The sequence below is a fragment of the Mycobacteroides sp. H001 genome (genome assembly GCF_001440005.1).
In the GTDB taxonomy this organism is placed as follows: domain Bacteria; phylum Actinomycetota; class Actinomycetes; order Mycobacteriales; family Mycobacteriaceae; genus Mycobacterium; species Mycobacterium gwanakae.
Window position 1 is genome coordinate 33,784 of sequence record NZ_LJYH01000032.1, and the last position, 26,108, is coordinate 59,891.

Here is a 26,108-nt window from a genome sequence, read left to right on the forward strand (position 1 = left end):
CACAAACTCAGCCCAGAGATCCTGGCGTCACCAGGGTTGTGTCGTGGGTCACGTGTCGTAGTCTGGCGATACAGCCCAGCTAGACGACGGAGTCGGCTCATGGAGCCGGAAAGAGGTTTCCAATGCGTGTCGGTGTAATTCCTGACCGTTGTGAAGGCAACTTGGTGTGTCTCGGGATCGCTCCAGAGGTGTTCGACGTCGATGACGACGACTATGTCGTCATCCTGCAGGAGGAAGTACCGGCCGATCAGGAAGATCTGGTCGAACAGGCGATCGCGGAGTGCCCGCGCGCCGCTTTGATTCGCAAAGACTAGAGGCATTCGTAAATCGCCCGGCCTGCTTCGCCTTCGCGAAGCGGTGCCGGCGTGATCGGGGTGCGTCGAATGCATGGGACTGAAGGGAAAACACTATGAGCGCGATTGCTGATGCTGACCTGAGTGGCCGCGTCGCCATTGTCACCGGAGCTGCGGCGGGACTCGGCCGCGCCGAGGCCATCGGCCTGGCCCGGTCCGGAGCGACGGTCATCGTCAACGACATCGCGCCCGCCCTGGAGGGCAGCGATGTGCTCGACGAGATCGCCGCGGTGGGCTCCAAGGGTGTGACCGTCGCCGGTGACATCGGCGAGCGCTCTACCGCCGACGAGCTGATCTCCACCGCCGAATCGCTTGGTGGGCTGCACGCCGTGGTCAACAACGCCGGCATCACGCGGGACCGGATGCTCTTCAACATGTCGGACGAGGAGTTCGACGCCGTCATCCACGTGCACCTGCGCGGCCACTTCCTGCTGACCCGCAACGCCGCCACCTACTGGCGCGGTGCGTCGAAGGCGGCTGGTGCCCCCATCTACGGCCGTCTCATCAATACCTCGTCTGAGGCCGGTCTCCTTGGGCCGGAGGGGCAGGCCAACTACGGCGCTGCCAAGGCCGGTATCACGGCGCTGACGCTGTCGGCCGCGCGCGCCCTCGGTCGCTACGGAGTGCGGGCCAACGCCATCGCCCCACGCGCCCGTACCGCCATGACTGCCGATGTCTTTGGCGACGCGCCCGAGGACTCGATCGATCCGCTGTCTCCCGAGCATGTCGTGACCTTGGTGCGGTACCTGGCCTCGCCCGCCGCCGAGCAGGTGAACGGTCAGCTCTTCATCGTGTACGGACCCACCGTGACGTTGTTGGCAGCGCCTACAGTGGAAGCGAAGTTCACTGCGGAGTCGGATGCGTGGGATCCGTCAGCACTGAATTCGGCGCTGGCCGATTTCTTTGCTGGACATGACCCCAAGCGAACGTTCTCGGCGACCGCGCTGATGTCTGAAGGTTAACGAGCGTTACGGTACGGGGCGCGGCCAAGATTAGAACCGGTTCTAAATATCGCATCAAAATCCCAGCACAAAGTGGACGCTGCGTGCGATTTGCCTGCCCAATGATGAATTGACACTAAGAATTTTTTCTCGTTAATATGATGCGCCTCACAGCGTGGTAGGTACACGTCGATCGTTAACCGGGTGGTCGGGCAGAGGCAACGATGTGTGAGACAGGAGCGAAGGTTGAAGCAGCAGCTCGCGGCGCCCGCACGCGCCGTCGGCGGCTTCGTCTCCATGTCGTTGGCCACGTTCCGCAACATCTTCCGCCGCCCCTTCCAGGGCCAGGAATTCCTGGATCAAACCTGGTTCATCGCGCGGGTCTCGTTGCTGCCGACGCTCCTGGTTGCCATCCCCTTCACGGTGCTGGTGGCCTTTACGCTCAACATCCTGCTGCGTGAGATCGGTGCGGCGGATCTATCGGGTGCCGCCACGGCCTTCGGCACCGTCACGCAGCTGGGCCCGGTTGTCACGGTGCTCGTGGTGGCGGGTGCCGGTGCCACGGCGATCTGCGCCGACCTGGGCGCGCGCACCATTCGCGAGGAAATCGACGCGATGCAGGTGCTGGGCATCGACCCGATCCAGCGACTGGTGGTGCCGCGGGTGCTCGCCTCGACCTTCGTCGCGCTGCTGCTGAACGGTCTGGTGTGCGCCATCGGCATGGTCGGCGGGTACGTGTTCTCGGTGTTCCTGCAGGGCGTCAACCCCGGCGCCTTCATCAACGGCCTCACGGTGCTCACCGGTCTGGGCGAGTTGATGATCTCCGAGGTCAAGGCCTTCCTATTCGGCATCTTCGCGGGCCTGGTCGGCTGTTATCGCGGACTCACCGTCAAAGGTGGACCCAAGGGTGTCGGCGATGCGGTCAATGAGACCGTCGTCTACGCCTTCATTTGTTTGTTCGTCATCAACGTGGTCATGACGGCAATCGGCGTGCGAGTCCTGGTGAAACACTAGTGACCGGACCGTATCTTTCGACGCACACCGTGACCTCCTATACCGTCCGGTATATGCGTGGTCTGGGACGCTCGTTCGACAAATTCGGCGAGCAGGCACTCTTCTACGCTCAGTCGCTGAGTTACATCCCCGCGGCGTTGACGAAGTACCGCAAGGAAACCATCCGGGTACTCGCCGAGATCACCATGGGCACCGGGGCCCTGGTGATGATCGGCGGAACCGTGGGCGTCGCGGTGTTCCTGACCCTGGCTTCCGGCGGCGTCATCGCGGTGCAGGGCTATTCCTCGCTAGGCAATATCGGCATCGAAGCACTCACGGGCTTCCTGTCCGCCTTCCTCAATGTGCGCATCGTCGCTCCGGTGGTGGCGGGTATCGCGATGGCGGCCACTATCGGCGCCGGAACAACCGCCCAGCTTGGCGCGATGCGTGTGGCCGAGGAGATCGACGCGCTGGAAACGATGGCGGTCCACGCGGTCTCGTATCTGGTTTCCACCCGCCTGGTGGCCGGGCTCATCGCCATCATCCCGCTGTATTCGTTGTCGGTGCTGGCGGCGTTCTTCGCATCCCGCGCGACCACCGTCATGATCAACGGGCAGTCGCCGGGCGTGTACGACCACTACTTCAACACCTTCTTGGTGCCCACTGATTTGTTGTGGTCATTCCTGCAGGCGATCGTCATGTCAGTCGTGGTGATGCTGGTGCACACCAGCTACGGATTCAATGCCTCCGGCGGACCAGTGGGCGTGGGCGTCGCCGTCGGCCAGGCGGTACGCACGTCCCTCATCGTGGTTGTGCTTGTCACCCTGTTCATCTCACTCGCCGTCTATGGCGGGTCCGGCAACTTCAATCTCTCGGGCTAGGGCCACATGTCAGGAGAATCGTCGCGCCGGTCCGTCCGGCTAGCCGGCACGGTGCTCGCCGCCGTGCTGGTGGCGCTGACTGTGCTGACCTACCTGGCGTACAACGACGCCTTCGCCGATACCAAGCCCATCACCGTCGTCTCGCCCCGTGCGGGTCTGGTGATGGAGGAGGGCGGCAAGGTCAAGTTCCACGGGCTGCAGATCGGCAAGGTCAAGTCGATCACCTATGCCAATGACCAGGCCAAGCTGCAGCTTGCGGTCAATGCCAAGGACCTGCGGCTGATTCCCTCGAACGCCACTGTCCGCATTGCGGGTACCACTGTCTTCGGCGCGAAATCCGTGGAGTTCCTTGCCCCGCAACAGCCGTCGGACTCGTCGCTGAGGCCAGGCGCTACGGTGACCGCCGAGGCGGTGGCCCTGGAGGTCAACACCGTTTTCGAGAACCTGACCCGGCTGCTCGGCAAGATCGACCCTGTCAACCTCAACGCCACCCTGACCGCCGTCGGCGAGGGGCTGCGCGGCAACGGGGACAACTTCGGGCAGGGGCTCGTCGAGCTCGACCAGTACTTGGATCAGCTGAATCCCAAACTTCCTACCCTGCAACAGGATTTCCAGAAAGCTGGACAGGTGGGGCAGATCTATGGCGATGCCGCGCCGAACATCGTGCGTATCCTCGACAATCTGCCCACATTGAGCCGCACCGTCGTGGATCAACAGCAGGATCTCAAGGCAACGCTGCTTGCGGCAATTGGGCTGGGTAACAACGGATACGAAACCCTCGCCCCCGCAGAGAAGGACCTCACCGCGGCGCTGCAACGGCTGCGCGCGCCCACCACGCTGCTGGGCAGGTATTCACCGGAAATCCCGTGCACACTGCAGGCCATCTCCAAGGCGCTGGTGACCTTCACCCCGCTCATCGGCGGTGTACGGCCCGGCTTGTTCCTGAGTAACAGCTTCCCGCTGGGTGCGCCGGTGTACACCTATCCGGACAGCCTACCCATCGTGAACGGCTCCGGTGGCCCGAATTGCCGTGGGCTACCGAATATTCCGACGAAGGCGCAGAACGGGTCATGGTACCGATCGCCCTTCCTGGTTACCGATAACGCGTACATCCCCTACAAGCCACTGGAAGAGCTGCAAGTCAACGCTCCGGACACCTTGCAGTATCTCTACAACGGTGCCTTCGCGAAGCGAAGTGAGTTCTAGCGATGAACACAGGGACGCGGCTCAAAGTTATCGTCTTCACCGTCGTGATGCTGTTGGTGGCGGCGGGGCTGATCATCACCTTCGGCGAGTTCCGATTCGGTTCCGGCAAGCGGTATCACGCGACGTTCACGACGGCGTCGGACCTGCGGTCGGGGCAGAAGGTACGCATCGCGGGTGTGCCGGTCGGCCGCGTCAAGGACGTATCTCTCACCAAGGACAACAATGTCGAGGTCACTTTTGACGTCGACTCGAAGTATCAGCTCTACAGCTCCAGCCGGGCGATCATCAGATACGAGAATCTGGTCGGAGACCGGTACCTGGAGATCACGTCGGGCCCCGGAGAATTACGCAAGCTGCCCGACGGCGGAACGCTGGACAAGGACCACACTCAGCCCGCTCTCGATCTGGATGCGCTGCTCGGTGGACTTCGGCCCGTGCTCAAGGGATTCGACGCCGCGAAGGTCAACGAGATCAGCAACGCTTTCATTCAGATCCTGCAAGGACAGGGCGGGACGCTCTCCCAATTGTTGGGCGATACGTCCTCGTTCACTTCGGGCTTGGCAGAACGCGATCAGCTGATCGGCGATGTGATCAATCACCTCAACGAAGTGCTTGGCACCATCGACTCGAAGAGCAGCCAGTTCTCATCGAGCGTCGATCAGCTGCAGCAGCTCGTCTCCGGTCTGGCGCAACAGCGCGACGTGGTCGCCGGAGCGCTACCGCCGCTTGCGTCGACAGCCTCGTCGCTGGAATCGGTGCTCAAGGACACCCGCCCGTACATCAAGGGCACCATCGAACAGACTCGCCAGCTGGCCACACGGATGGACGAGCGTAAGGCCGATATCAACGTCGTTGTGGAGAATCTCGCGGAAAACTACCTGCGGCTCAACGCTCTTGGTGCCTACGGATCGTTCTTCAACATCTACTACTGTTCCATCCGGATCAAGGTCAACGGCCCCGTCGGAACCGACTGGCTGATCCCGTTCGGTGGACCGCCCGACCCGTCGAAGGGCAGGTGTTCCTTCAAAAATGAGTGACATCCAAGAGAAAGATCCGGTGCGCACCGGAATCTTCGGTATCGCCGTGGTGGCGATGCTGGTACTCGTCGCGTTCGGCTACACGGGTCTGCCGTTTTGGCCGCAGGGCAAGCAGTACACCGGATTCTTCGCGGACTCCGGGGGCCTGGAGCCTGGCGGCAACGTCTTCGTCTCGGGTATCAAGGTGGGCCAGGTCAAGGATGTGTCCTTGGCGGGCAACCAGGTTCGCGTGGACTTCACTGTCGATCGTTCCATCCGCGTGGGCGATCAGTCGCTGGCGGCGATCAGAACCACCACCGTGTTGGGTGAGAAGTCGCTGTCGGTGACGCCGGCCGGGGCGGGGCGTATCACCGAGATTCCGTTGGGCCGCACCAGGACTCCATACACGCTGAACAGTGCGCTGAGCGACCTTGGCGCATCGGCGGGCGGAATAGACAAGGCGCAGCTGGACCAGTCGTTACAGGTCATTACCGACGCGATGCGTGATGCCACCCCGCAGCTGCGCGGTGCCCTGGACGGTGTCGCCTCGCTCTCGCGCACGCTCAACGCCCGCGACGCCGCCCTCGAACAGCTGTTGAGCCGTGCCAAGTCTGTCAGCGGGATTCTTTCCGAGCGTGCCGGGCAGGTAAACAAGCTTGTCACCGACGGCAATCAACTGTTCGCGGCGCTCGACGAGCGGCGTTTGGCGATCGCCGAACTGATCAATCGTGTGCAGGGACTGTCCCAGCAGATCAGTGGGTTCGTGGCCGACAACCGCCAGGAATTCCGGCCCACCATGGAGAAACTGAACCTCGTGCTCGATGATCTGCTGGACCGCAAGGCCCATATCAGTGAGGCGCTCAAGCGTCTGCCGGGATACGGCACTGCGCTCGGCGAGGTCGTCTCCTCCGGACCCGGCTTCCACGTCAACGTCTACGGCTTCCCGCCCGCCACGCTGACGGCCGTCATGTTCGACACCTACTTCCAGCCCGGCAAGCTGCCTGCCAGTCTCTCGGACTACCTGAATGGTCTGATCGGTGAACGCCAAGTCATGAGGCCGAAATCGCCATGACAACACCGGAGAACCGTTTCAGGCCCTGGATCCAGAAGGGTGTCTTCGCGATGCTCGCGGTGGCCCTCGTGGGCGGCCTGCTGTACTGGGTGTGGCCCAGCCGCGGCACCCACAAGATCGTCGGGCATTTCGCCTCGGCCGTCGGCCTGTACCCGGGTGATGACGTTCGCATCCTCGGCGTGAAGGCAGGGCGCATCACCGCTGTCGAGCCGCGCGAGGGTGACGTGAAGGTCACCATGGAACTCCCGGACAAGTTCAAGGTGCCCGAAGGCGCACAGGCGATCATCATGGCGCCAAACCTGGTGACCGCCAGGTTTGTTCAGCTGACCCCGGCCTACACCGAGGGGCAGGCTCTTGCCGACGGTGCCTCGTTGGGGCTGGACAAGACCGCCGTCCCGATCGAATGGGACGAGGTCAAGACCGAACTGGCCAAGCTCAGCGACAGCCTGGGGCCACAGGGTGAATCCAAGGGGCCGGTCAGTGATTTCATCAACCAGGCGGCGAGCACCTTTGACGGTAACGGCGACTCGTTCCGCAATTCGGTGCGTGAACTTTCGCAGGCCGCCGGGCGGCTCGGTGACTCGCGCACGGACCTGTTCGGCACCATCAAGAACCTGCAGGTGCTGGTGGATGCGTTGGCGAACTCCAATGAACAGATAGTGCAGTTCAGCACCCACCTGGCATCGGTGTCGAAGGTACTGGCAGCCAGCACCGAGCACCTCGGAGCCACCTTGGGCGCCCTCAACCAGGCCCTCACCGATGTGCGAGGTTTCCTGGGAGACACCAACTCTGCGCTCGTCGACTCGGTGAACAAGCTGAGCGATTTCGTGAAGATTTTCTCGGACCAGAGCGACGACGTCGAGCAGATCCTGCACGTTGCGCCGAACGGTCTGGCCAACTTCTACAACATCTACAACCCTGCGGCAGGCACGTTGAACGGCATGCTCTCGATTCCGAACCTGGCCAACCCGGTGCAGTTCATCTGCGGTGGTGTGTTCGAAACGGGCACCAAGACCGAGTATTTGAAGCGGGCCGAGATCTGCCGTGAACGGATGGGCCCCGTGCTACGCCGCGCGACATTCAACTACGCCCCGATCCTGCTGCACCCGATCAACCAGATCTCGGCGTACAAGGGACAGATCATCTACGACACTCCTGAGACGGAGGCGAAGTCCGAGGCCCCCCGCGAGGATCTGGTGTGGGTTCGGCCCAACGGCGCACCGCCGCCGCCGAAGCCATCACCACAGGACCTCAGTGCGTTGATGCTCGGGCCCGAGGAAGTCAACGCGCCGCCACCCCCGGGCACGGAGCTGCGTCCCGCAGAGCCAGGACCGGTGCCGCCGGGATTCCCCGCGGCTGCGGATGAGCCCGCACCACCTGCTGTTCCTGGAGGACCGCGATGAGCCGTCTGAGTTCAACGCTCTTCGCGCGAGGCTCTCATCGCACACTGCGCGGCGTGGCGATCGGCGTCGGTGTCGCCGTGGTGGCCAGTGGGTGCCAGTTCAACGGGCTCAACTCGCTGAACCTGCCCGGGACCGCGGGGCACGGATCGCGGTCCTACACCATCACCGTTGAGCTGCCCGATGTCACGACGCTGCCGCAGAACTCCCCGGTCATGGTGGATGACGTGACGGTGGGCAGCGTGTCGGGCATTGACGCATACCAAAAGCCCGACGGCTCTTGGTATGCCGGAGTCAAAGTGTCTCTGGGGCCCGAGGTGCAACTGCCGGCCAACGCGGTCGCCAAGGTCGCCCAGACCAGCCTGCTCGGCTCGCAGCACATCGAGCTGGCCGCCCCCACCGGCGAGCCCGCGGTGGGCAGGCTGACCGGTGGTGCCACGATTCCGCTGAGCCGTACCGGCAAATACCCGAGCACCGAAGAGGTGCTCTCCGCGCTTTCCGTCGTGGTCAACAAGGGCAATCTCGGTGCGATACAAGACATCACCGACGAGACCTACAACCTGTTCAAAGGACGTACCGGCAACCTGACCCAGGTGCTGCCCAAACTCGCCACGCTGATCTCCTCGCTGAACGCGCAGCGGGACGACATCATCTCGGCCATGCAGGGCATCGACAAGTTTTCCCGAGTCCTAGCCGAACACAAGGAAAGCCTTGGGCGCGCCATCGATTCAATCGAACCCGCGCTGAAGGTGCTCAACGAGAATCGCGCCAACATCATCGAGGCGTTCCGCTCGGTGGGCAACCTCGCGAAGATCACTGACCGGGTGCTCCGAACCACCAAGGAAGACCTCGTCGCCGACCTCAAGGGTTTGTATCCGGTGGTTCGGGCGCTCGCGGAGAATCGGGACGTGTTGATCGACAGCCTCGATCTGCTGCCCACGTTCCCGTTCAGCACCAAGTACCTGCGCAACGCGGTGCGCGGTGACTACCTGAATGTCTTCGTGACGTTCGACCTGACCGCTCGGCGCCTGGGTGAAACGCTTTTCACCACATCGTTCTTCGACCCGAACATGCAACATTTCAATGATGTGGTGAATCCACCGGAATGGCTCATCGGATCCATGGCCAACCTGAACGGCAAGGAGACCAGCCCGTTCGATTTGCCTGCCCCGGCAGCCCCGGCCGCCCCACAGGGAGGTGGGCGCTGATGGAACGGCTGATCAAGATCCAGCTGATGATTTTCGCGGCCGTCACGGTGATCAGTGTCGCGCTGATGGCGATCTTCTACCTCAGGGTGCCTACCGCGCTCGGCATCGGAAAACACGATGTGAAGGCGCAGTTCGTTGCCTCGGGCGGCCTGTATCAGAACGCGAACGTCACCTACCGTGGCGTGCAGATCGGGCGGGTCACCGATGTGGCGCTGACTCCCGAGGGCGTCACCGCCAGCATGCGGCTCAACAACGACGTCAAGGTGCCCGGCAATGTGCGGGCCGTCGTCAAGAGCGTCTCCGCCATCGGCGAGCAGTACGTAGATCTGGTGCCGCCCCCCACGGGTGCCGCCGGAAGCCTCCGGCAAGGTGACGTGATCGGTACCGATCGGACCGCCATCCCCACCGATGTGTCCACCCTGCTACGCCAGGCAGACGGGCTGGTCAACACCGTCGCGGACACCCGGCTCCGCGAGGTGCTGTCCGAGGCGTTCAAGGCATTCAACGGATCCGGTCAGGAACTTTCCCGGCTGATCGATTCGTCGCGGCTGCTGATCCAGGAGGCCAACGCCGACTACGGGAGCACCACCAAGCTGATCGATCAGGTGGGGCCACTGCTGGATGCCCAGATCCGTAGCGGTGACAACATCCGCGGGTCTGTCTCCAGCCTGGCGGCATTGACTGAGCATTTCGCCAGGGCCGACCCGCAGCTGCGGCAGTTCCTCAAGGTGGCACCGGGTGCCGCCGAGGAAGCCTCCGAACTGTTCGCGGGTATTCGCCCGTCGTTCCCGGTACTCGCGGCGAGCCTGGCCAATCTGGGGCGAGTCGGCGTCATCTACAACAAGTCCATCGAGCAGTCGTTGGTGATTCTGCCCGCGTTGTTCTCCGCGCTGTTGACCGTCGCCGGCGGTGCCCCGATGGACGAGGGCGCGAAGCTGGATTTCCGGCTGAACCTGGGCGACCCGCCGCCATGCCTGACCGGTTTCGTCCCGGCACCGCTGATGCGTACCCCGGCCGATGAGACCCTGCGCGAGCTGCCCAGGGACATGTACTGCAAGACCGCCCAGAACGATCCCAGCGCGGTACGCGGCGCGCGCAACTACCCGTGCCAGGAGTTCCCCGGAAAGCGGGCACCGACCATTCAGCTGTGCCGTGACCCGCGCGGATACGTGCCGATTGGCAGTAACCCGTGGCGCGGCCCGCCCGCACCCTATGGCACCCCGGTGGAGGATCCGCGGAACATCCTGCCGCCCAATAAGTTCCCGAACATACCGCCGGGTGCCGAGCCGGATCCGGGTACTCCGACGCTGCCGCCGCCCCCTCCACCGGCTCCGGAGGCCCCGCCGGCCGGTGGCGACGTGATGCCGGTAGCAGCGAAATCGGAGCCGATGGCGGCACGTGCCTATGATCCGAAGAATGGTGTGTTCCTCGATGCCAACAACCAGCCGAGTGTGTACGCGCCTGCGCTGGACCGCGGTAGTGAGGCGGAGACGTGGGCGGATTTGATGCTAGGGCCGAAGCCGGTATGACCCAAGACGAGCCGAAAGCCGCGTCGCAGACAACGCGTAGGCGGGCAGCCCGGCCGGCCGGCCCCACGAGTGAGACCAGTGCCGAGCCCATCAGTGTGTCCCTGGGCCGCACCGAGGTCCGGTCGAAACCCGAACCCTCCGTTTCCGATTCCCGTCGACAGGGAAACGTGCGCGCTGTGGCATGGGTGGCATCGGTGCTGGCAGTGGTGCTGATTGGTGCATTGGGGGTGGCACTGGCGCTCATGGGTCGTGCCCAGCACCGCGATGACGTGCGAGCCGCGCGCGACCAGCATTTCGTCGACACGGCCGTGCAGACGGTGACGAACATGATGACCTACAGCCCGGACAGCATCGATAAGAACGTCGACCAGTTCGTCAACAGCACCAGTGGACCGCTGCGGGGCACCTTCAACCCCGACAACACCGCCAATCTCAAAGCGCTGTACCACCAAACCGGCACCAGCTCGGAGGTGGTGATCAAGAAGGCGAGCCTGGAGAGCGTCGACGAGGTGAGTAAGAAAGCCTCGATACTCATCTCCGCGCGGGTAACCCTCACCAACGCAGACTCGGGGGTCAACGAGCCCTCCAAGTCGTACCGCATGCGGATGATCGTCGCCGAGGATCAGCAGGGCAACATGACCGCATATGACCTGAGATGGCCGGACGGACAGAGCTGATGCGCTGGTTGACAAGAACTTTCGTCGCGATTGTGGTGCTGGCCGTGATCGGGTTGTCCGCCGTGGCAGGCGGCATGTACTGGCACCGGGTCGACACCATCGCCAGTCGAGCTGCGGGGCAGACGCTGATCAAGCAGGCCGGCAAGCAGGTGGGAAGCATCTTCGGATACGACTATCAGACCGTCGAGCGCAGCCTCGACGAACAGTACGCGGGGCTGACCCCCGAGTACCGGCGTGAGTTCGAAGACAAGGCGAACCGCGAGATCATCCCGCAGGCCAAGCAGCGCAAGATCGTCAGCCAGACCAGTATCGTGGGCACCGGAATCATTGCCGCGCATAGGGACTCGGCGCAGGTGGTGGTGTACATGAATCGCACCATCACGGACCAGTCGCGCACTCCGGTGTACGACTCGTCGTCGATTCAGGTGGATTACACGCGCGCAGGAGACAAGTGGTTGATCTCCTACATCACGCCGCTTTAAAGGGGTTCGCCGCCCAGCACCGCCGGCTGTTCCGGCGCGATCGAATCGCCGGTGGCCGGTGTGGCCAGCGCCTCCAGGAATGCGCGCGCCCATCGATCCACGTCATGCGCGAGTACCTGGCGGCGCAGCGCCCGCATCCGGCGGCGCCCTTCCTCAGGGGTCTGGTTGAGCGCCGACTCGATTCCGTCCTTCACGCCGTCGATATCGTGCGGATTGACCAGATAGGACTGGCGTAGTTCCGCTGCGGCACCGGTGAATTCGGAAAGTACGAGCGAACCGCCCAGATCGCTGCGGCAGGCCACGTACTCCTTGGCCACCAGGTTCATGCCGTCGCGCAGCGGAGTCACCAACATGACATCCGCCGCGACGAAGAAGGCGATGAGATCTTCGCGCGGTACCGGCCGATGCAAGTAATGCACCACCGGATGGCCGACCTCGCCGAACTCGCCGTTGATGTGACCGACCTGCTGCTCCACATCGCCGCGCATCTTCTTGTAGCTCTCGACGCGTTCGCGGCTGGGGGTGGCGAGCTGGATGAAGACGGTGTCGCTGCTGCTGGCGCGGCCCTCGGCGAGCAGTTCTTCATAGGCGCGTAGCCGGATATCGATGCCCTTGGTGTAGTCGAGTCTGTCGACACCCAGCAGGATCTTGCGCGGACCGCCGAGCTCGGCGCGAATCTCCTTGGCGCGCTGGCGAATGTGCTTACTGCGGGACACACTGTCCAGCTCTGCCGAGTCGATGGAGATGGGGAACGCGCCCACCTTCACGGTGCGGAAGCCCACCCGAATCTCGCCGAACCGCGAGCGCACGCCGATCGACGCACGTGACGTGCTGGCGCCCACCAATCTTCGTGCCAAGTACATGAAGTTTTGGGCACCGCCGGCCAGATGGAACCCGATGAGATCGGCGCCCAGCAGACCGTCGACGATCTCGGTGCGCCAGGGCATCTGCATGAACAGTTCGACGGGCGGGAACGGTATGTGCAGGAAGAACCCGATCGTCAGGTCGGGGCGCAGCATGCGGAGCATCTTGGGCACCAGCTGCAGCTGATAGTCCTGCACCCAGATGGTGGCGCCCTCGGCGGCCACCGCCGCCGTTGCCTCCGCGAACTTACGGTTCACATCGACGTAGGCCTGCCACCATTCCCGGTGATATTCGGGTTTGACGATCACATCGTGATACAGCGGCCACAGGGTGGCGTTGGAGAAGCCCTCGTAGTACTCGTTGACCTCTTGGGTCGACAGTCGCACCGAGTAGAGCACCATGTCGTCCTCGGAGACCGGCTCGACATCGGCGTCGGCGACACCCGGCCAGCCCACCCAAGCGCCGCGGCGCTTGCGGAGCAGCGGCTCCATGGCGGTGACCAGACCGCCGGGGCTGCGCTTCCAGGTAGTAGAACCGTCGGGCAGCTTTACCAGGTCGATCGGGAGGCGGTTGGCGACGACGACAAAGTCGGAGCCGCCGAAGGCGGGCTCGACGGCCGATCGCTCATCCGATCGAGGCACCATGTTTGTTTCTCAGTACGAATCGCGAGGAGACGTATGAGTTACGCGTCGACCTTGGTTGGCCCGATACCCAGCATCGCGAGCAGCATGCGGCACTCGTCGGCATCGTTCGCGTAGGCGGCCACGACGCGCTGCGCCTGGTGGGCAGTCTCGTCGGCCAGCGGCTCGAGGTCGTCGATCGCGGCTGGTTCGGTCTTGGCTGGCATTCACCCAGTCTAGGCGACGCAGTGCCAGGCGCCCACATGAGGAACGCGCACATCACTCTGAGGGGTTGCTACTTACCTGCCGTCGACCCAGTGTGATCCCGCGTTTTGGGTCCCAGCACTCCGGGATGTGCCCCGCTCCGGAAGGGCATTGATGGTGCGGAAGCCCTGATCACAGCCATCTTTGCGCATGTTCCGCCCAGCCTTGGCACGTTGACTCGGTTCCGCGCGAGAACGCGGAGGTTTTGATCTGGCTGATTCGTGATGCGGCGGCCGGGTCAGGCCGCGTTGCTCCCGGAATGGTTGTCCCCGGATTTGCCGTGATCGCTCGAGTTCGCGTGGTCACTGGGGCCGGCGTGGGCGCCGGATTCGGCGGTACCGCCATTTCCGGCGCCGACGGTTTCCTTGCTGGGCCCCGAACCGGTGCCGGTGGCGCCGGGCGCATTGCGGGCGCCCAGGCCCGGTATCGACTTGAGTCCTTCTCTGATCGACGGGAGTTTCGGATTCTTAGGTGTCGTTCCGGGGCGTGACGCGGGAAGCTTCGGAAGGCGCACGGTCGGCCTCGTTGTGTTTTTCGACGTGTCGATGTCCTTGACGGTTGCGACGGCAGGCTTGCGATGGTCCGGGTTCTCGTCGGGCGTGGCCTCGGGTTTGGTCCCCGTTTCTATCTTGGCCTGCGCGGTGGGCACGGTGCTTGCGCTGACCGCGATTGCGGTGGGATCGGAGAGCTTGGTCGGCGCGGGTGTCTGGGCCGCGGGCGGTGTGGCCCTTGTGGAATCAACCTGGGGAGCAGCGGGACTGGCGGTTTTGTCGACCTGTGCCGGTTGCTTGGGCGCCGTAGTCCCGGGCAGTCCGTTCTGGAAGTTCTCGGCGCCTTCCTCAATGGCACCGGGCAGCTTCTTGACTGCATCGACGATTTTCTTCGATGGGGTGAAGAGACTGAATGGTTTTACGGTGCCCGGGCCGGTCTCGCGGTCGTAGGCCATGTCGATGAACACCCGCAGGGTGGGCTCGATGGCATCCAGCACGAAGGAAGCGCCTATCGGGTTGGTGAGATCGCGCAGCGGTTGCAGCAGCGGGAGATGTTCGGTGTGCACGACGTAGTAGGTGGATGTGGAGCCGTTCGCGTTGGTGACCACCGTTTTGGTCGTGCCGTCTTCGTAGTAGTACTTGGTCGTGCTGCCGTCGACCTGGGTCTTGTCGGCAACGGCGTTCGCGTCGTCGTACTTATCCAGATCGGTGCCGTCATAGAACTGGTCGGGATGTGTATACGGAAATGCCACAAGGGCATTGGCGATGGCCAGCGGGTTGAAGTAGGCCGGGAAGTCGCCGATCGTGTCGTATTCGTTGGTGATGTCCGTGGTGGTGAAGATGTCCGGCTTCGCAGGCTGGGTCGAGTAGATATCCATGAACGGAATCCAGATACCAGGGAAGCGGGCCAGAATGCCCCCATTGGGCTTGTAGGCGTTGGAGATGAGGACGAATTGGATATCCGGGTTTCCGTTGGGCCCGTACTGCTCTTCGAGGTCTTTGCGTGACTCGTTGACGACTACCGCGCCGAGCGAGTAGCCGATGATGACCTTCTGCCCCGGATGGGTCGCAATCTCGTGGGCCAGTACCGTGTGCCCCGCAGTGACAGACTGGCGAAAGGTCTTGTCCCGCAGGCCGTCGACGGGCCACATCGTCCCCGGATAGGAAACGGGGACGTATGTGTCGGAAGAAGGGTCGTAGAAGCCGTTGAGGCCGCCGAGCTTGGCGGGAATGTTCGCGCCTGCGCCGTCGCCGCGGCCGCCGACTCCGATGACATAGGACGCGAGCGTCGAAGCGATGGTTCGCGACTCGATGGCGACCGGTGCCAGCACCGTGCAGGCCGCCGCCACCGCCGCGGCGGTGGCCACCGAGCGTTTGAGCGAGCGACGTTTCCCCAAAACCGAATGCTGCGCAGCCATCAGGACCCCTCCTGTGCTTTCGGCGCCGTTGCCGAATGCGGTGGCATGAGAGTAAGTAGGGCAAAGCTTTTACGCCATACCCCGAGGGGAGTGAATCGGCCGAAGCGAACATATTGACCACTGCGCTTGTCGTGCCTGGTCAACGGTTAATTTGGACGCAGAATCGTATCCAAATTAGCTGGCTCGCCCGCAGTGTGGTCGAGGATTTTCAGCAAATTCTGTGAGCGCTCAGCCGAGCATCCTCGCGTACCTGTCGTTGAGGTTTTGCCAGTCGTGAGTCATGGCATCGAGGCCAACCACGCGGCCGCGTGGTGTCCCGTCGACAGCGAGGGTGAGAGTGTCCAGGCAGATATGCCAACCGCCGGCATTTCCCGACGCGTCGCCCCGATCGGACATCGAGTGCTCGAGGGTCAGCCGACATCCCTTTTCCGTGGGCTCGATTCGCCAGCGCAGGGTGTCGTCGGGGCCCCAGCGATGGATCAGCTCGTGTGGCGGGTCGACGGTGAGCACTTCACCGTCGAGTACCGGATCTGCGGAGGTCTCCCGGACCTGAGCGGCTCCCACCGAATCCAGTGGGCGATCGGGTATTGCGGGTGACCACTGACGTAACTTGTCGGGGTCGACGAGCCACTGCCACACCTTCTCCGGCGAATGGTTCAACTCGCGGGACATGGTCAGGACCCACCTGCCGTCGTGATCGTCGCACGGCGCGAGGGTGGCATCCAGGGGATTAGTCACGGTCGTCGTCCTTCGTGTTGTCATGATCGTCAGCGTCGCTGTCGATGAGATGGGTAAGGCGATCGAACGCGTTTGCCCACTTGCGGTGATAGGGCGTTACCCAGGCCAGTACGGCGGGCAGGGGATCGTCGGCCAGGTGGTAGACGCGGCGCTTCCCGGCGACCTCCACGTGAACCGTGCCGGCATCGCGCAGGACGCCGAGGTGCTTGGACACCAGGGACTGTGAAACATCGAGTCGTTCGATCAGCGTGGTGACATCGGCCGCTCCTTCGCGCAGGGTGTCGATGATCCGGCGTCGGGTCGGGTCGGCGATCACCATGAAGGCGTCCATTGATTCATATCACCATGGCATCATATGAATGTCAAGATATATATTAAGCGAAGGCGATGTGGCGCTGCTGCGGCCCGTCGTGGTCAGGGTCAGTACTGTGGTCAACAGGTACCGGTGAGTGCTGCTCGCCGAGGTCGCGGTGGGGGCGTGATCGCCGGCTCAACGCTGAGGTGAGGACTATTTCTTGACGAAACCGCTGCGTATGCGGATTGCCGTTATCGGTGTATTCGCATCGTTCGGGCTCGTGGTGGCCACCTGGGCTGTGCACCTGCCGACCATGAAGCAGGCCACGGGGATGTCCTCGACGGCGCTGGGCCTGGTGGTGCTGGTCTTGGGTGGCGGCGCGCTGGTGGGCATGCTGATCAGCGGTGTGCTTGTCGACCGATTCGGCAGCGGGCCGATCGCCGTTGCCGGAGGCGCCGCGATGGCGCTTGGCGTCAATATCCCGCTGTCGGCCACGAATGTGTGGATCGCCGGAGCGGGCGCGTTCCTGTGCGGTGTCGCCGTCGGTGTCACCGATGTCGCGATGAACGCTGCCGCGGTCGACGTGGAGCGTTTCTACGGTCGGCCGATCATGGCCTCGTTCCACGGGGTGTTCTCCGTGGGCAATGTGGTGGGCGCCGGTATCGGAACCGTGGCGTTCGCGGTGCACGTGCCGGTCTTCGTCACGGTCCTCGGTGTCACCGTGCTGTGCCTGGTGGTGCTGGGATCGTCGGCCAGTGTGCTGTTGAAGGACAAGCTGCGCGTCGGTGAGGCCGAAGCGCCGGACACCGTGCCGTACACGCTGCCGCCCGCGGTCACCTGCCGCCGGGGTCAGGTCTTTCTCCTGGGCGTATTGGCCATGCTGCTGATGCTCTCGGAAGGGTCGGCGACCGACTGGAGCAGTCTGCACGCACAGGAGCACCTGGGTGCCTCCCATTCATGGGGTGCGTTCACATTCGGCGTGTTCATGGCGGCGATGACGGTGGGCCGGTTCACTGTCGACAAGCTCGTCGAACGAGTTGGCCGGGTACTGGTCCTGCGCTGGGGCTGTGCGCTGGCCGCGGTCGGTCTGCTGACCGTCATCGCGTCGCCGGCGCTGCCTCTCACCATGGCGGGCTGGGCGGCCGTGGGCCTCGGGCTTGCCGGTGGTGTTCCGCAGGTATTCACCGTGGCGGGCAATATCGACGAACAACACGAGGGCCGGGTGCTGTCGTGGGTGGTCGGGACCGGCTATGTCGCGGTGCTGGGTGGGCCGGCCCTTATCGGTTGGCTTGCCGATGCGTTGTCCCTCAACACCGCCTTGCTGCTGCCCATCTTCGCGGTGCTTGTCTGTGGCTGTGCGGCAGGTGCGCTGACGATGAGCGCGCCCGCGACCAAGGCGGCGCCCAAGGCCGGGCGTACCGTCAAACCGTGACGGACTTCGAGGCAGCCGCGTCTGCGCGGGAAGTGTTGCGTGACAGCTTTACCCGGATCATCGAACATGTCGGTGAGGTGACCGATGGTCTTCCCGATTCGGTGTTGATGTACCGGCCCACACCCGAAGCGAACAGCATCGCCTGGCTGATCTGGCATTCGGCGCGATGTCAGGACGTGCAGATCTGTGCCATCACGGGTGCCGAGCCGGTGTGGACGGCCCGCGGCTGGGAGCCGAGATTCGGCCTCGACCTGCCCGCCGACTCCAACGGATACGGGCACACGCCCGAGGATGTGGCCAAGGTGATCGCGACGGTCGACCTGCTCAGTGGCTACTACCAGGACGTGCACGAAATGACACTGCGCTATGTCGACACCCTGACCGATTCCGAACTTGCGCGTGTTGTCGATCAGCACTGGGATCCGCCGGTCACCGCGAGTGTGCGGTTGGTCAGCATCGTCGATGACTGTGCGCAGCACCTGGGTCAAGCCGCCTACCTGCGCGGGATGATTCCAACCAACTAGTGGGGATGGCGACGTGGGTCCCCGCGTGCCAGACTCCTCTAATGACAACGACGTCTGAAAACCTCGGCACCGCCCACAGCGCCGCCCGCGACGTACGCAATCCCGCGAACGGGCAGGTCGTCGGGCAGGTGAACTGGACCGATCCCGCGGATATCCCCGTGATCACCACACAACTGGCGAAGGCGCAGCCGTCGTGGGAGCGACTCGGGCCCGAGGGGCGCGGCAAGGTACTGGCTCGCTTCGCGCAGTGGCTGACCGACAACACGCCGCGCATCGAGGCCCAGTTGATCGCCGAGACCGGTAAGTCCAAGATCGACGCGGGCATCGAGATTCCGTCGATTCTCGCGATCATCGCGTACTACGCGCCTCGTGCGGCGGAATTCTTAACACCCGAGTCGCGGCCGGCCTCGTCCATCGCCATGAACACCAAGAAGATCACCCTGCATCAGCGGCCCCGCAAGGTCGTAGGAGTCATCTCGCCATGGAATTATCCTGTGGCACTTGGATATTGGGATGTGATCCCGGCCCTGTTGGCGGGCTGTTCGGTACTGCTCAAGCCCTCCGAACGCACGCCGCTGTCCGATGAACTCATCGCACGCGGCTGGGAGGAAATCGGAGCGCCGCCGGTGTTCGAGATTGTCCACGGCGCACGTGAGGTTGGCGAGGCACTGATCGACAACGTCGACTTCATCCAGTTCACCGGATCGACGGCCACCGGCAAGAAGATCATGGAGCGCGCCGCGCGCCGCCTCACCCCGGTCAGCCTGGAACTCGGCGGCAAGGACCCGATGCTGGTGCTCGCGGACGCCGACGTCAAGCGTGCCGCCCATGCCGCGGTGTGGGGGAGCATGTTCAACGCCGGTCAGACCTGCGTCTCCGTCGAGCGGGTGTACGTTCACGACTCGATCTACGAACAGTTTGTCGACCTGGTGGTCGACGAGGTGCGCAGTCTGGAGATCGGCGCCGGGATGGATCACAGCGTCGGCGCCATGATCGACGAGAATCAGCTCGAGGTCGTGGATCGGCATGTGCGCCAAGCGGTTGCGTCGGGTGCGCGGGCACTCACCGGCGGCGCGCGGGTCCCAGGCGGCGGTACCTTCTACGCTCCGACCGTGCTGGTCGACGTGGACCATTCCATGGACTGCATGCGGGAGGAGACCTTTGGTCCCACGCTGCCGATCATGCGGTTCTCCGAGGAGTCCACGGCGATCGCCCTGGCGAATGACAGCGAGTACGGGCTGTCTGCCAGCGTCTGGACCAAGGACCGAAGGCGCGCCGAACGCATTGCACTGCAACTTGATTGCGGGACCGTCAACATCAACGACGTGATCATGAACCTCTCCTGTCTGACCGCGCCGCACGGTGGCTGGAAGGGCTCGGGGATGGGCTCGCGCTTTGGTGGCGCCAGCGGTCTGCTCAAGTACTGCCGCACCGAGGCCATCGTCGACACCCGGGTGACGCTGCCCAGTGAGCCGCTCTGGTACAGCGGACCGAGCTGGCTGGCGCCGGTGGCGCTCAAGAGCCTGACCAAACTCTCGAACAAGGCACTGCGCCCCTTCCGCCGCTGACACCTCGCGTTCACTCGTCGGCCACCCTGGCGACGGTTGCCGGGGTTAGTTTCCGCTGGTGACCGAGACCATTACCGCCGCTGCGCAGGGCTACACCGTCGATGACGATGACGATGACGATCCGGTACTCATCGCGCCCGACGGCGTCGCGGTGGACACCTGGCGAGAGAACTACCCGTACGACGAGCGGATGAGCCGCCATCAGTACGAGCTGGAGAAGCGGCTGCTGCAGATCGAGCTGCTCAAGCTGCAGAATTGGAGCAAGCGCACCGGCGCCCGGCACGTCATCCTCTTCGAGGGGCGTGATGCGGCCGGGAAGGGCGGCACCATCAAGCGGTTCATGGAGCACCTCAACCCCCGTGGTGCTCGCGTGGTCGCGTTGGAGAAGCCGACCGAACGGGAACGCACCCAGTGGTACTTCCAGCGGTATGTTCCGCATCTGCCGGCTGCCGGCGAGATGGTCTTCTTCGACCGCTCCTGGTACAACCGTGCCGGTGTCGAGCGCGTCATGGGATTTTGTTCCGACGAGCAGCATTCCGAATTCATCCACCAGGCACCGCTTTTCGAGCAGATGTTGGTCAACGACGGCATCAGCCTGACCAAACTGTGGTTCTCGGTGTCCTCCGCCGAACAGCGCACCCGCTTCGCGATCCGGCAGGTTGACCCGGTGCGTCAGTGGAAGCTCTCACCAATGGATCTGGCCTCCCTGGACAAGTGGGATGCCTACACCAGGGCCAAGGAAGAGATGTTCTCGCTCACCGACACCGATCACGCGCCGTGGATCGTGGTGAAGAGCAATGACAAGAAGCGGGCCCGCGTCAGCGCGATGCGGCACGTTCTGGGCAAGTTCGACTACGACGACAAGGATGTCGACGTCGTCGGTCAGGCCGATCCACTGATCCTGGGTCGCGCGCTCACGGACTAGATCCCGCCGCCGACCCCCGGTTCCAGATCCCGAAGTCGCCTCGGTGCGGACGGCCGGACTAACCTGGGCTCGATGCGATTCCTGTTCGCGGTCCTGCTGTGGCTGCTGACCACTGCCGCGCTGGCTCTGACGGTAACGGCGGCCTGGACACAGTCCCGGATTGTCGATGAGAACGGCTATGTGGCGTTGACCGCGCCGGCGGCTGACGACCCGAGGGTGCAGCGGGCGATTGCCGGGGAACTCACCACCCAGATCGTGTCGCTGGGAAAGAAGCAGGGCTCGCGTGTCAACGAGACCCAGGTCGCGGAGTTGACCGCCACGTACACCGGTGGCCCGCAGTTCCGTGCGGACTTCGCTTCGGCGAATCGGATGGCGCACCAGTGGTTGTTCACGAACTCGAACTCGGCGCAACGTGATTCGCAGGGCAGCTGGCAGATCGATGTGGCGCCCATGATCAAGAGCCTGGTGCCGCAGGGGCTTTCCATAAAAGCGCCGGAGACCCTGAAGGTCTCGGTCACCGACGACAACCTGGCAGGCCTGACGCCGGGTCGTTTGGTGCCGGTGGCGCGCTTTGGTCAGCTTGCCGTCTGGATATCCTTCGGTTTGACCCTCGTCCTCGCGGGGCTGACTCAGTTGGCGGTCCGTAGCCGCGCCAAGGGCCTTGTTGGGCTTGGCATTTCGGCACTACTGGTGGGCACGGCCGGGTGGGCGGGGCTGGAGATCGGGCGGCGATACCTGGATCGGCCATTGAACCGGGTCAACGACAATCTGCGCGATGTTGCCGACAGTCTGGTCACCCAGGCAATCGGCAATGCCCACCATTGGCTGAGCCTCACGATGGCGGCCGGTGGCCTGGTGATCGTGGTGGGCGTGGTGTCGGGGCTAGTGGGCGGTTTGTTGCGGCGCTGACGTGAACGTCAGGCGGCGTGCGCGTCGCGGATGCGCTGCACGTCGTGCTCCACGCAGCCGACACGTTCGGCGGCGTCACTGACGGACAGCCGACGATCCAGCAGGATGTCTAGCTCGGTGGGCGAAAACTCTGGCTCGGTATCCCACGGAGCACGGTCCCACCCGTTCTCACTCAAGCCGATGAACAAGTCGTTTCTCATCGTGCACCTCACGGCAATCTGGCTCCAACTACCGAACATCGGGAAGCGCTGCAATGCGCTCACGTCATGTCGGTCAATAACTACGGCCCGCCAGGCAACTTTGCCAATGGCAATAATTCAGCTAGCTACCAAGCTAGCCGAGCACACCTAACGGCAACAACCCGCGACGGTCACGGATCGGTCTCGATTTCGGTAACGGCACTCGATGGCATGGTTCCATCCCTCAATTTTCCCCCGCCTCTGAACTGGGAAATTAAGAATCGAGTCCCTTAGTGCTTGCAGTAGTTAGCACCTGTGAGCTGCGGTTTTGTGATCAGGTCGAGTGGTGGTTGACGAGGTGGAAAACCTATCGAGCAAACTGCACACGTCGAGATGTGTGATTCGCTGACGCTCGTCTGGTTAGGCGGCGTGATTTGCGAGACTGTCGCCATCGTTAAGTGATGTGGGTCATGACAGGCGCACGGTCACCATGCTTTCGGTGGCGGCGGCGCGGTCGATATCGGACTGGTTGAGGCTGCCGTCCGCGTTGCGCCGCACGTTGTGGTACTTGGCATCGCGCGGCACTCTGTGCAGCAGGTCGGCTAGTGGCCCGGCGATCTGGGGGCCGGTGGACAACTGGGCAGTGCCATCGAGCCGCTTGCCGCGCACCAATGCGGTGACGGGGCGCCCGTCGCGCAGATTCTTGGCCCATGCCCTGTCGGTGAAGACGGTCAGTACATCGCCGTCGCGAATGTAGGTGGCGGCCACGTTGTACTCCTTGCCGCTCTTGCGTCCGGTGAAGGTGAACAACGCGATGTTGCCGCTGAGCACAGGGTGCAGCGGGCTGCGGAGCAGGCCCCTGACCATCTTGTTGACCCATGGTGGAACGGTGTTGGATTCGCTCATGGAGCCATTGTCTGCTCCGCCCACCGCGGCCGCATCGGGGATCGCCCTGAGATTTCGGGTCAGGGTGCGAGCTGGCGCCAGAGGAACTCGATGGCCAAGGCCGCCTTGAATGCCGACTGGTCGTTATTGGCCGCACCGCCGTGGCCACCCTCGATGTTCTCGTAGTACCAGACCGGTTGCCCGGCCTCTTGTAGCGCGGCGGTCATCTTGCGTGCATGCCCCGGGTGGACGCGGTCATCGCGGGTCGAGGTGGTCACCAGAACGGGCGGATAGTGCTTCCCGGGCGAAATATTCTGGTACGGAGAGTATTTGGAGATGAACTCCCAATCATCAGGATTGTCCGGGTCGCCGTACTCGGCCACCCAGGAGGCGCCGGCAAGTAGCAGGTGGTAACGCCGCATGTCCAGCAGTGGCACCTGGCACACCAGCGCGCCGAACAGCTCCGGGTATGCCGTGAGCATCACGCCCATCAACAGGCCGCCGTTGCTGCCTCCCTGTGCGCTCAACTGTGCCGCGGTGGTGATGCCCCGCTCCACTAAATCCCTTGCAACAGAGGCGAAGTCTTCATACGCCAGATGACGTCCTTCGCGCATTGCCTGGGTGTGCCATACCGGACCATACTCGCCGCCTCCGCGGATGTTGGCCAGCACGTAGGTGCCGCCGCGAGACAGCCACAGTTTGCCCAGCACGCCGTCATAGCCGGGAGTCCTGGAGACCTCGAAACCGCCGTATCCGCCGAGCAAGGTGGGTCCCGCTTCGGTGGATCCGCTGGGGCGCACGACGAAGTAAGGAATCGCGGTCCCGTCGTCTGACCGTGCGAAGTGCTGGGTCACGTCAAAGGAGCTGCCGTCGAAAAAGGACGGTGCCGATTTGATGGGGGATACCGAGGCCCCCGTGGTGCCTGCTGTGCCATGTAGCAGTGTGGACGGCTGGGTGAAACCCGATGTGTCAAGGAATATCTCATCGCCGAGGTCGTCGATCGCGACGATCTGGGTGGTGGCGTTGGAGGGCACACCGCTTAGTGGTTCGGAGTCCCAGCTGCCCGGGGTGAACACCATGATCTCGCTGACCACGTCGCGCAGGATCACGACGGTAAGCCGTTCCCGCGTCCACGCGTAGTGGTGCAGGCTCGCATGCTCATCGGGAATGAACACCGGAGTGACGGTGCGGTCCCCGGCGAGGAAATCGGCATAGCGGGCGGCCAGCAGGGTCCCGGCGGAGTGCTCGGCGCCGTCCAACTGCCACGGCGACTTGAGTTCGACCAGGAGCCATTCGCGGTGCACCGACACCGAGGCATCGGTGGGGACGTCGATATGCAGCAGCTCGCCATCGACACTCAGCTCGTGTACTTCGGAGTTGAAGAAGTCGGTGGCCCGGCTGATCAGGGTGCGTTCGAAGCCTGGGGTGTCGTCAAAGCTCGCGCCCACCATCACGTCCGAGGATTCGCCGCTGAAAACCAGTTCCGCATCATCGAGGGACTGTCCGCGCTTCCAGCGCTTGACCAGACGGGGATATCCCGAATCCGTGAGACTGTCGGGCCCGAAATCGGTGCCTACGAACACGGTATCGGCGTCGATCCAACCGATCTGAGTCTTGGCCTCGGGCAACACGAAACCGTCCGTCACGAACTGTCGTGTTTGCAGATCGAATTCGCGTACCACCACGGCATCGGATCCGCCGCGCGACAAGCTCACCAGCGCCCGGTTGAACTCGGGGCGTAGTGCCGTGGCACCCGCCCAGACCCAGTTCTCATCCTCGCTGACCGCCAGGGCGTCGAGGTCGATGATGACATCCCAATCGGGTTCATCGAGACGGTATTGATCCAAAGTGGTTCGCCGCCAAAGGCCACGGGCGTTGTTGGCATCGCGTCGGAAGTTATAGAGGAATTCGCCTCGCCGACGTACATACGGGATTTGTGCGTCGGTATTGAGAATGGCCAGCGCCTCGGCCCGCATTTGGTCAAAACGTGCACCGGAAAACTCGCCGGTTGTTACCGAGTTGTGTTCGCGTACCCAGTTCAGCGGCTCGTCGCCGCCGATGTCTTCGAGCCAGAGATGTGGGTCCAGGGAGCGGCGCGCCGACGTCATTTGAGCCAGTGTGCCAGTGATCGCAGTATGGTCGAAGGTGGCCCGGGGGCGGACAGAACACCGAGCAGGAGTTTTCTCGTGATACCACTGCCACGCGCGCAGGTTGTAGCCAGCGCGATGCTGCTGGGGATAGCAGTTGGACTTGTCGCTGGGATGTCTAGCGTGTTCATCGCGCACGAACCAGTGCGGCCCGACCTCTTCATTGGCGTCGTTGTCGCGGTACCGAGCTTGATCGGTTTCTTCATCTTGATCGCATCCACGCGTAAATGGATGACGGCTGCGGCGGCATTCGTGCTGGCGATTTCTCCCGGGTGGTTCGGGATTCTTGCGGCGATACAGGTGATTCACAGTGTCTGACAAAAATGCAGAAAACACCGTCGAAAAGACGAGCGCTGAAGCCGAGCTTGTGGACGACACGGAGAAGCCGAGCATCGTCGAGGGCGACCTGGCCGATCCGCTGGCCGTGCTGATCGATGGCGGTAGGACCAGAGACGGATTGGATACCGCCACCTTCACCGCGTTCTCGGCGTTCAAGGATGACGAAGACCTGGTGACCACCGGCCGCATCGACACCGATGCGTTGCCGCTGACCGCAGCGTTTGATGTCGCTAGCGACCGCACCGGCGCGATGCCGGTCACGTCGGCCGAATCGATGACGCCCGATCCCTACACCGGCGCGGTTCCGGTGCTCGCCGACGAACCGGCGAAGCCGGTACGGGTGCCCGCCGAACGGGAACCAGCCTTCCTGAAGCGCTGGGTCTTGCTGTTGCTGTTGCTGGCGGTGTGGATTCCTGCCGGGGCGATCGGACTGCTGCTGTACCAGCACTGGTTCGAGACGCTGTTGCCGAACGACCGGACGGTCGCGGTCACCTACGTTCTGATCTGGGTGTTTGTCTGCGTGGTGGTCGCGCTGCTGTTGGCCATGGTCGAACCGCTCCCCATAGTGGTCGCCCTCGCTTTTGCCGTGCTGACGGCGCCCGCGATCTCGGTGGCGGCCGCCGGTGTCAAGTACGGCTATGTGGCGTGCACCGCACCTTCGGTGCCCGGAGTTCAGTCACTGTGCCCGGAACCGCTGCGCAGTTGGGGCATTCAGTATCGAGACCGGGCTTGACGCTCCTCACCTGACATCG

At 63.5% G+C, this 26,108-nt stretch carries 27 protein-coding genes; 19 read left to right on the forward strand and 8 right to left on the reverse strand.

The genetic code is table 11. The annotated features are described in order from the left end of the window. Positions 1-122 precede the first annotated feature (122 nt). The 12 genes from AOT83_RS14740 to AOT83_RS14795 all read left to right on the forward strand — a co-directional run bounded on the left by AOT83_RS14740 (position 123) and on the right by AOT83_RS14795 (position 11,758). Positions 123-314, forward strand: a complete 192-nt coding sequence (locus tag AOT83_RS14740; RefSeq protein WP_030096329.1) for a ferredoxin — start codon at positions 123-125, stop codon at positions 312-314. Between the two features lie 95 nt (positions 315-409). Next, positions 410-1,315 carry a 3-oxoacyl-ACP reductase gene (locus tag AOT83_RS14745; protein WP_030096330.1) on the forward strand — a complete coding sequence of 302 codons (906 nt, stop codon included), beginning with the start codon at positions 410-412 and terminating at the stop codon, positions 1,313-1,315. 225 nt (positions 1,316-1,540) lie between these two features. Next, positions 1,541-2,308, forward strand: a complete 768-nt coding sequence (locus AOT83_RS14750) for an ABC transporter permease (protein WP_005071300.1) — start codon at positions 1,541-1,543, stop codon at positions 2,306-2,308. A gap of 53 nt (positions 2,309-2,361) precedes the next feature. Then, on the forward strand, positions 2,362-3,168 hold the full coding sequence (locus AOT83_RS14755) for an ABC transporter permease (protein ID WP_043076719.1): 807 nt from the start codon (positions 2,362-2,364) through the stop codon (positions 3,166-3,168). Between the two features lie 6 nt (positions 3,169-3,174). Further along, complete coding sequence (locus tag AOT83_RS14760) at positions 3,175-4,374, forward strand: MCE family protein (RefSeq protein WP_030096332.1); 1,200 nt, start codon at positions 3,175-3,177, stop codon at positions 4,372-4,374. A 2-nt stretch (positions 4,375-4,376) separates the two neighbouring features. Continuing rightward, entirely contained in the window at positions 4,377-5,411 is a 1,035-nt protein-coding gene (locus AOT83_RS14765) for an MCE family protein (RefSeq protein WP_030096333.1), read from the forward strand. Next, positions 5,404-6,462, forward strand: a complete 1,059-nt coding sequence (locus AOT83_RS14770; RefSeq protein ID WP_057964345.1) for an MCE family protein — start codon at positions 5,404-5,406, stop codon at positions 6,460-6,462. The genes AOT83_RS14765 and AOT83_RS14770 overlap by 8 nt, the downstream gene beginning before the upstream one ends. Next, a complete protein-coding gene (locus AOT83_RS14775; protein WP_057964346.1) occupies positions 6,459-7,865 on the forward strand; it encodes an MCE family protein in 1,407 nt (468 codons plus the stop codon). Before AOT83_RS14770 ends, AOT83_RS14775 begins: the two co-directional genes overlap by 4 nt. Next, complete coding sequence (locus AOT83_RS14780; protein WP_044105039.1) at positions 7,862-9,070, forward strand: MCE family protein; 1,209 nt, start codon at positions 7,862-7,864, stop codon at positions 9,068-9,070. Before AOT83_RS14775 ends, AOT83_RS14780 begins: the two co-directional genes overlap by 4 nt. Next, entirely contained in the window at positions 9,070-10,599 is a 1,530-nt protein-coding gene (locus AOT83_RS14785; RefSeq protein WP_057964347.1) for an MCE family protein, read from the forward strand. The genes AOT83_RS14780 and AOT83_RS14785 overlap by 1 nt, the downstream gene beginning before the upstream one ends. Then, entirely contained in the window at positions 10,596-11,276 is a 681-nt protein-coding gene (locus tag AOT83_RS14790; protein ID WP_057964348.1) for a hypothetical protein, read from the forward strand. The genes AOT83_RS14785 and AOT83_RS14790 overlap by 4 nt, the downstream gene beginning before the upstream one ends. Continuing rightward, positions 11,255-11,758, forward strand: a complete 504-nt coding sequence (locus AOT83_RS14795) for a hypothetical protein (RefSeq protein ID WP_057964349.1) — start codon at positions 11,255-11,257, stop codon at positions 11,756-11,758. Before AOT83_RS14790 ends, AOT83_RS14795 begins: the two co-directional genes overlap by 22 nt. On the opposite strand, the gene AOT83_RS14800 is transcribed toward AOT83_RS14795, so the two are convergent. From AOT83_RS14800 to AOT83_RS14815, 5 genes are all read right to left on the reverse strand, one after another. Beyond that, complete coding sequence (locus tag AOT83_RS14800; protein ID WP_057964350.1) at positions 11,755-13,266, reverse strand: trehalose-6-phosphate synthase; 1,512 nt, start codon at positions 13,264-13,266, stop codon at positions 11,755-11,757. The two genes, AOT83_RS14795 and AOT83_RS14800, sit on opposite strands and share 4 nt — an antisense overlap. A 38-nt stretch (positions 13,267-13,304) precedes the next feature. Further along, positions 13,305-13,469 carry a hypothetical protein gene (locus AOT83_RS27395; RefSeq protein ID WP_044105041.1) on the reverse strand — a complete coding sequence of 55 codons (165 nt, stop codon included), beginning with the start codon at positions 13,467-13,469 and terminating at the stop codon, positions 13,305-13,307. 275 nt (positions 13,470-13,744) lie between these two features. Next, on the reverse strand, positions 13,745-15,415 hold the full coding sequence (locus tag AOT83_RS14805; protein WP_057964351.1) for a PE-PPE domain-containing protein: 1,671 nt from the start codon (positions 15,413-15,415) through the stop codon (positions 13,745-13,747). Positions 15,416-15,643: 228 nt separating this feature from the next. After that, positions 15,644-16,087, reverse strand: coding sequence for an SRPBCC family protein (locus tag AOT83_RS14810; RefSeq protein WP_057964380.1), 444 nt, complete (start codon positions 16,085-16,087; stop codon positions 15,644-15,646). 58 nt (positions 16,088-16,145) lie between these two features. Next, positions 16,146-16,484 carry a metalloregulator ArsR/SmtB family transcription factor gene (locus tag AOT83_RS14815; RefSeq protein WP_057964352.1) on the reverse strand — a complete coding sequence of 113 codons (339 nt, stop codon included), beginning with the start codon at positions 16,482-16,484 and terminating at the stop codon, positions 16,146-16,148. 202 nt (positions 16,485-16,686) lie between these two features. Between AOT83_RS14815 and AOT83_RS14820 the strand changes: the two genes are divergently transcribed. The 5 genes from AOT83_RS14820 (at position 16,687) to AOT83_RS14840 (ending at position 21,806) form a co-directional block, all read left to right on the forward strand. Further along, entirely contained in the window at positions 16,687-17,880 is a 1,194-nt protein-coding gene (locus AOT83_RS14820) for an MFS transporter (RefSeq protein ID WP_044105043.1), read from the forward strand. Then, positions 17,877-18,404 carry a mycothiol transferase gene (locus AOT83_RS14825; protein ID WP_057964353.1) on the forward strand — a complete coding sequence of 176 codons (528 nt, stop codon included), beginning with the start codon at positions 17,877-17,879 and terminating at the stop codon, positions 18,402-18,404. Before AOT83_RS14820 ends, AOT83_RS14825 begins: the two co-directional genes overlap by 4 nt. Before the next feature lie 41 nt (positions 18,405-18,445). Then, complete coding sequence (locus AOT83_RS14830) at positions 18,446-19,972, forward strand: aldehyde dehydrogenase family protein (RefSeq protein WP_057964354.1); 1,527 nt, start codon at positions 18,446-18,448, stop codon at positions 19,970-19,972. Between the two features lie 58 nt (positions 19,973-20,030). Then, positions 20,031-20,897 (forward strand): polyphosphate kinase 2, encoded by an 867-nt coding sequence (gene ppk2 / locus AOT83_RS14835; protein WP_030096347.1) that lies wholly within the window; start codon positions 20,031-20,033, stop codon positions 20,895-20,897. Positions 20,898-20,969: 72 nt separating this feature from the next. After that, positions 20,970-21,806: a hypothetical protein gene (locus AOT83_RS14840; RefSeq protein ID WP_030096348.1), complete on the forward strand. Its 837-nt coding sequence runs from the start codon at positions 20,970-20,972 to the stop codon at positions 21,804-21,806. A gap of 8 nt (positions 21,807-21,814) precedes the next feature. On the opposite strand, the gene AOT83_RS14845 is transcribed toward AOT83_RS14840, so the two are convergent. The 3 genes from AOT83_RS14845 to AOT83_RS14855 form a co-directional block, all read right to left on the reverse strand. Further along, positions 21,815-22,006 (reverse strand): hypothetical protein, encoded by a 192-nt coding sequence (locus AOT83_RS14845; RefSeq protein ID WP_046256038.1) that lies wholly within the window; start codon positions 22,004-22,006, stop codon positions 21,815-21,817. 447 nt (positions 22,007-22,453) lie between these two features. Beyond that, a complete protein-coding gene (locus AOT83_RS14850) occupies positions 22,454-22,891 on the reverse strand; it encodes a nitroreductase/quinone reductase family protein (protein ID WP_057964355.1) in 438 nt (145 codons plus the stop codon). Positions 22,892-22,950: 59 nt separating this feature from the next. Continuing rightward, positions 22,951-24,978, reverse strand: coding sequence for a prolyl oligopeptidase family serine peptidase (locus tag AOT83_RS14855; RefSeq protein WP_057964356.1), 2,028 nt, complete (start codon positions 24,976-24,978; stop codon positions 22,951-22,953). Between the two features lie 78 nt (positions 24,979-25,056). On the opposite strand from AOT83_RS14855, the gene AOT83_RS14860 reads away from it, so the two are divergent. Both AOT83_RS14860 and AOT83_RS14865 read left to right on the forward strand, forming a co-directional pair. Beyond that, a complete protein-coding gene (locus AOT83_RS14860; protein ID WP_030096352.1) occupies positions 25,057-25,335 on the forward strand; it encodes a putative holin in 279 nt (92 codons plus the stop codon). Next, entirely contained in the window at positions 25,328-26,089 is a 762-nt protein-coding gene (locus tag AOT83_RS14865) for a hypothetical protein (RefSeq protein ID WP_057964357.1), read from the forward strand. The genes AOT83_RS14860 and AOT83_RS14865 overlap by 8 nt, the downstream gene beginning before the upstream one ends. Positions 26,090-26,108: the final 19 nt, after the last annotated feature.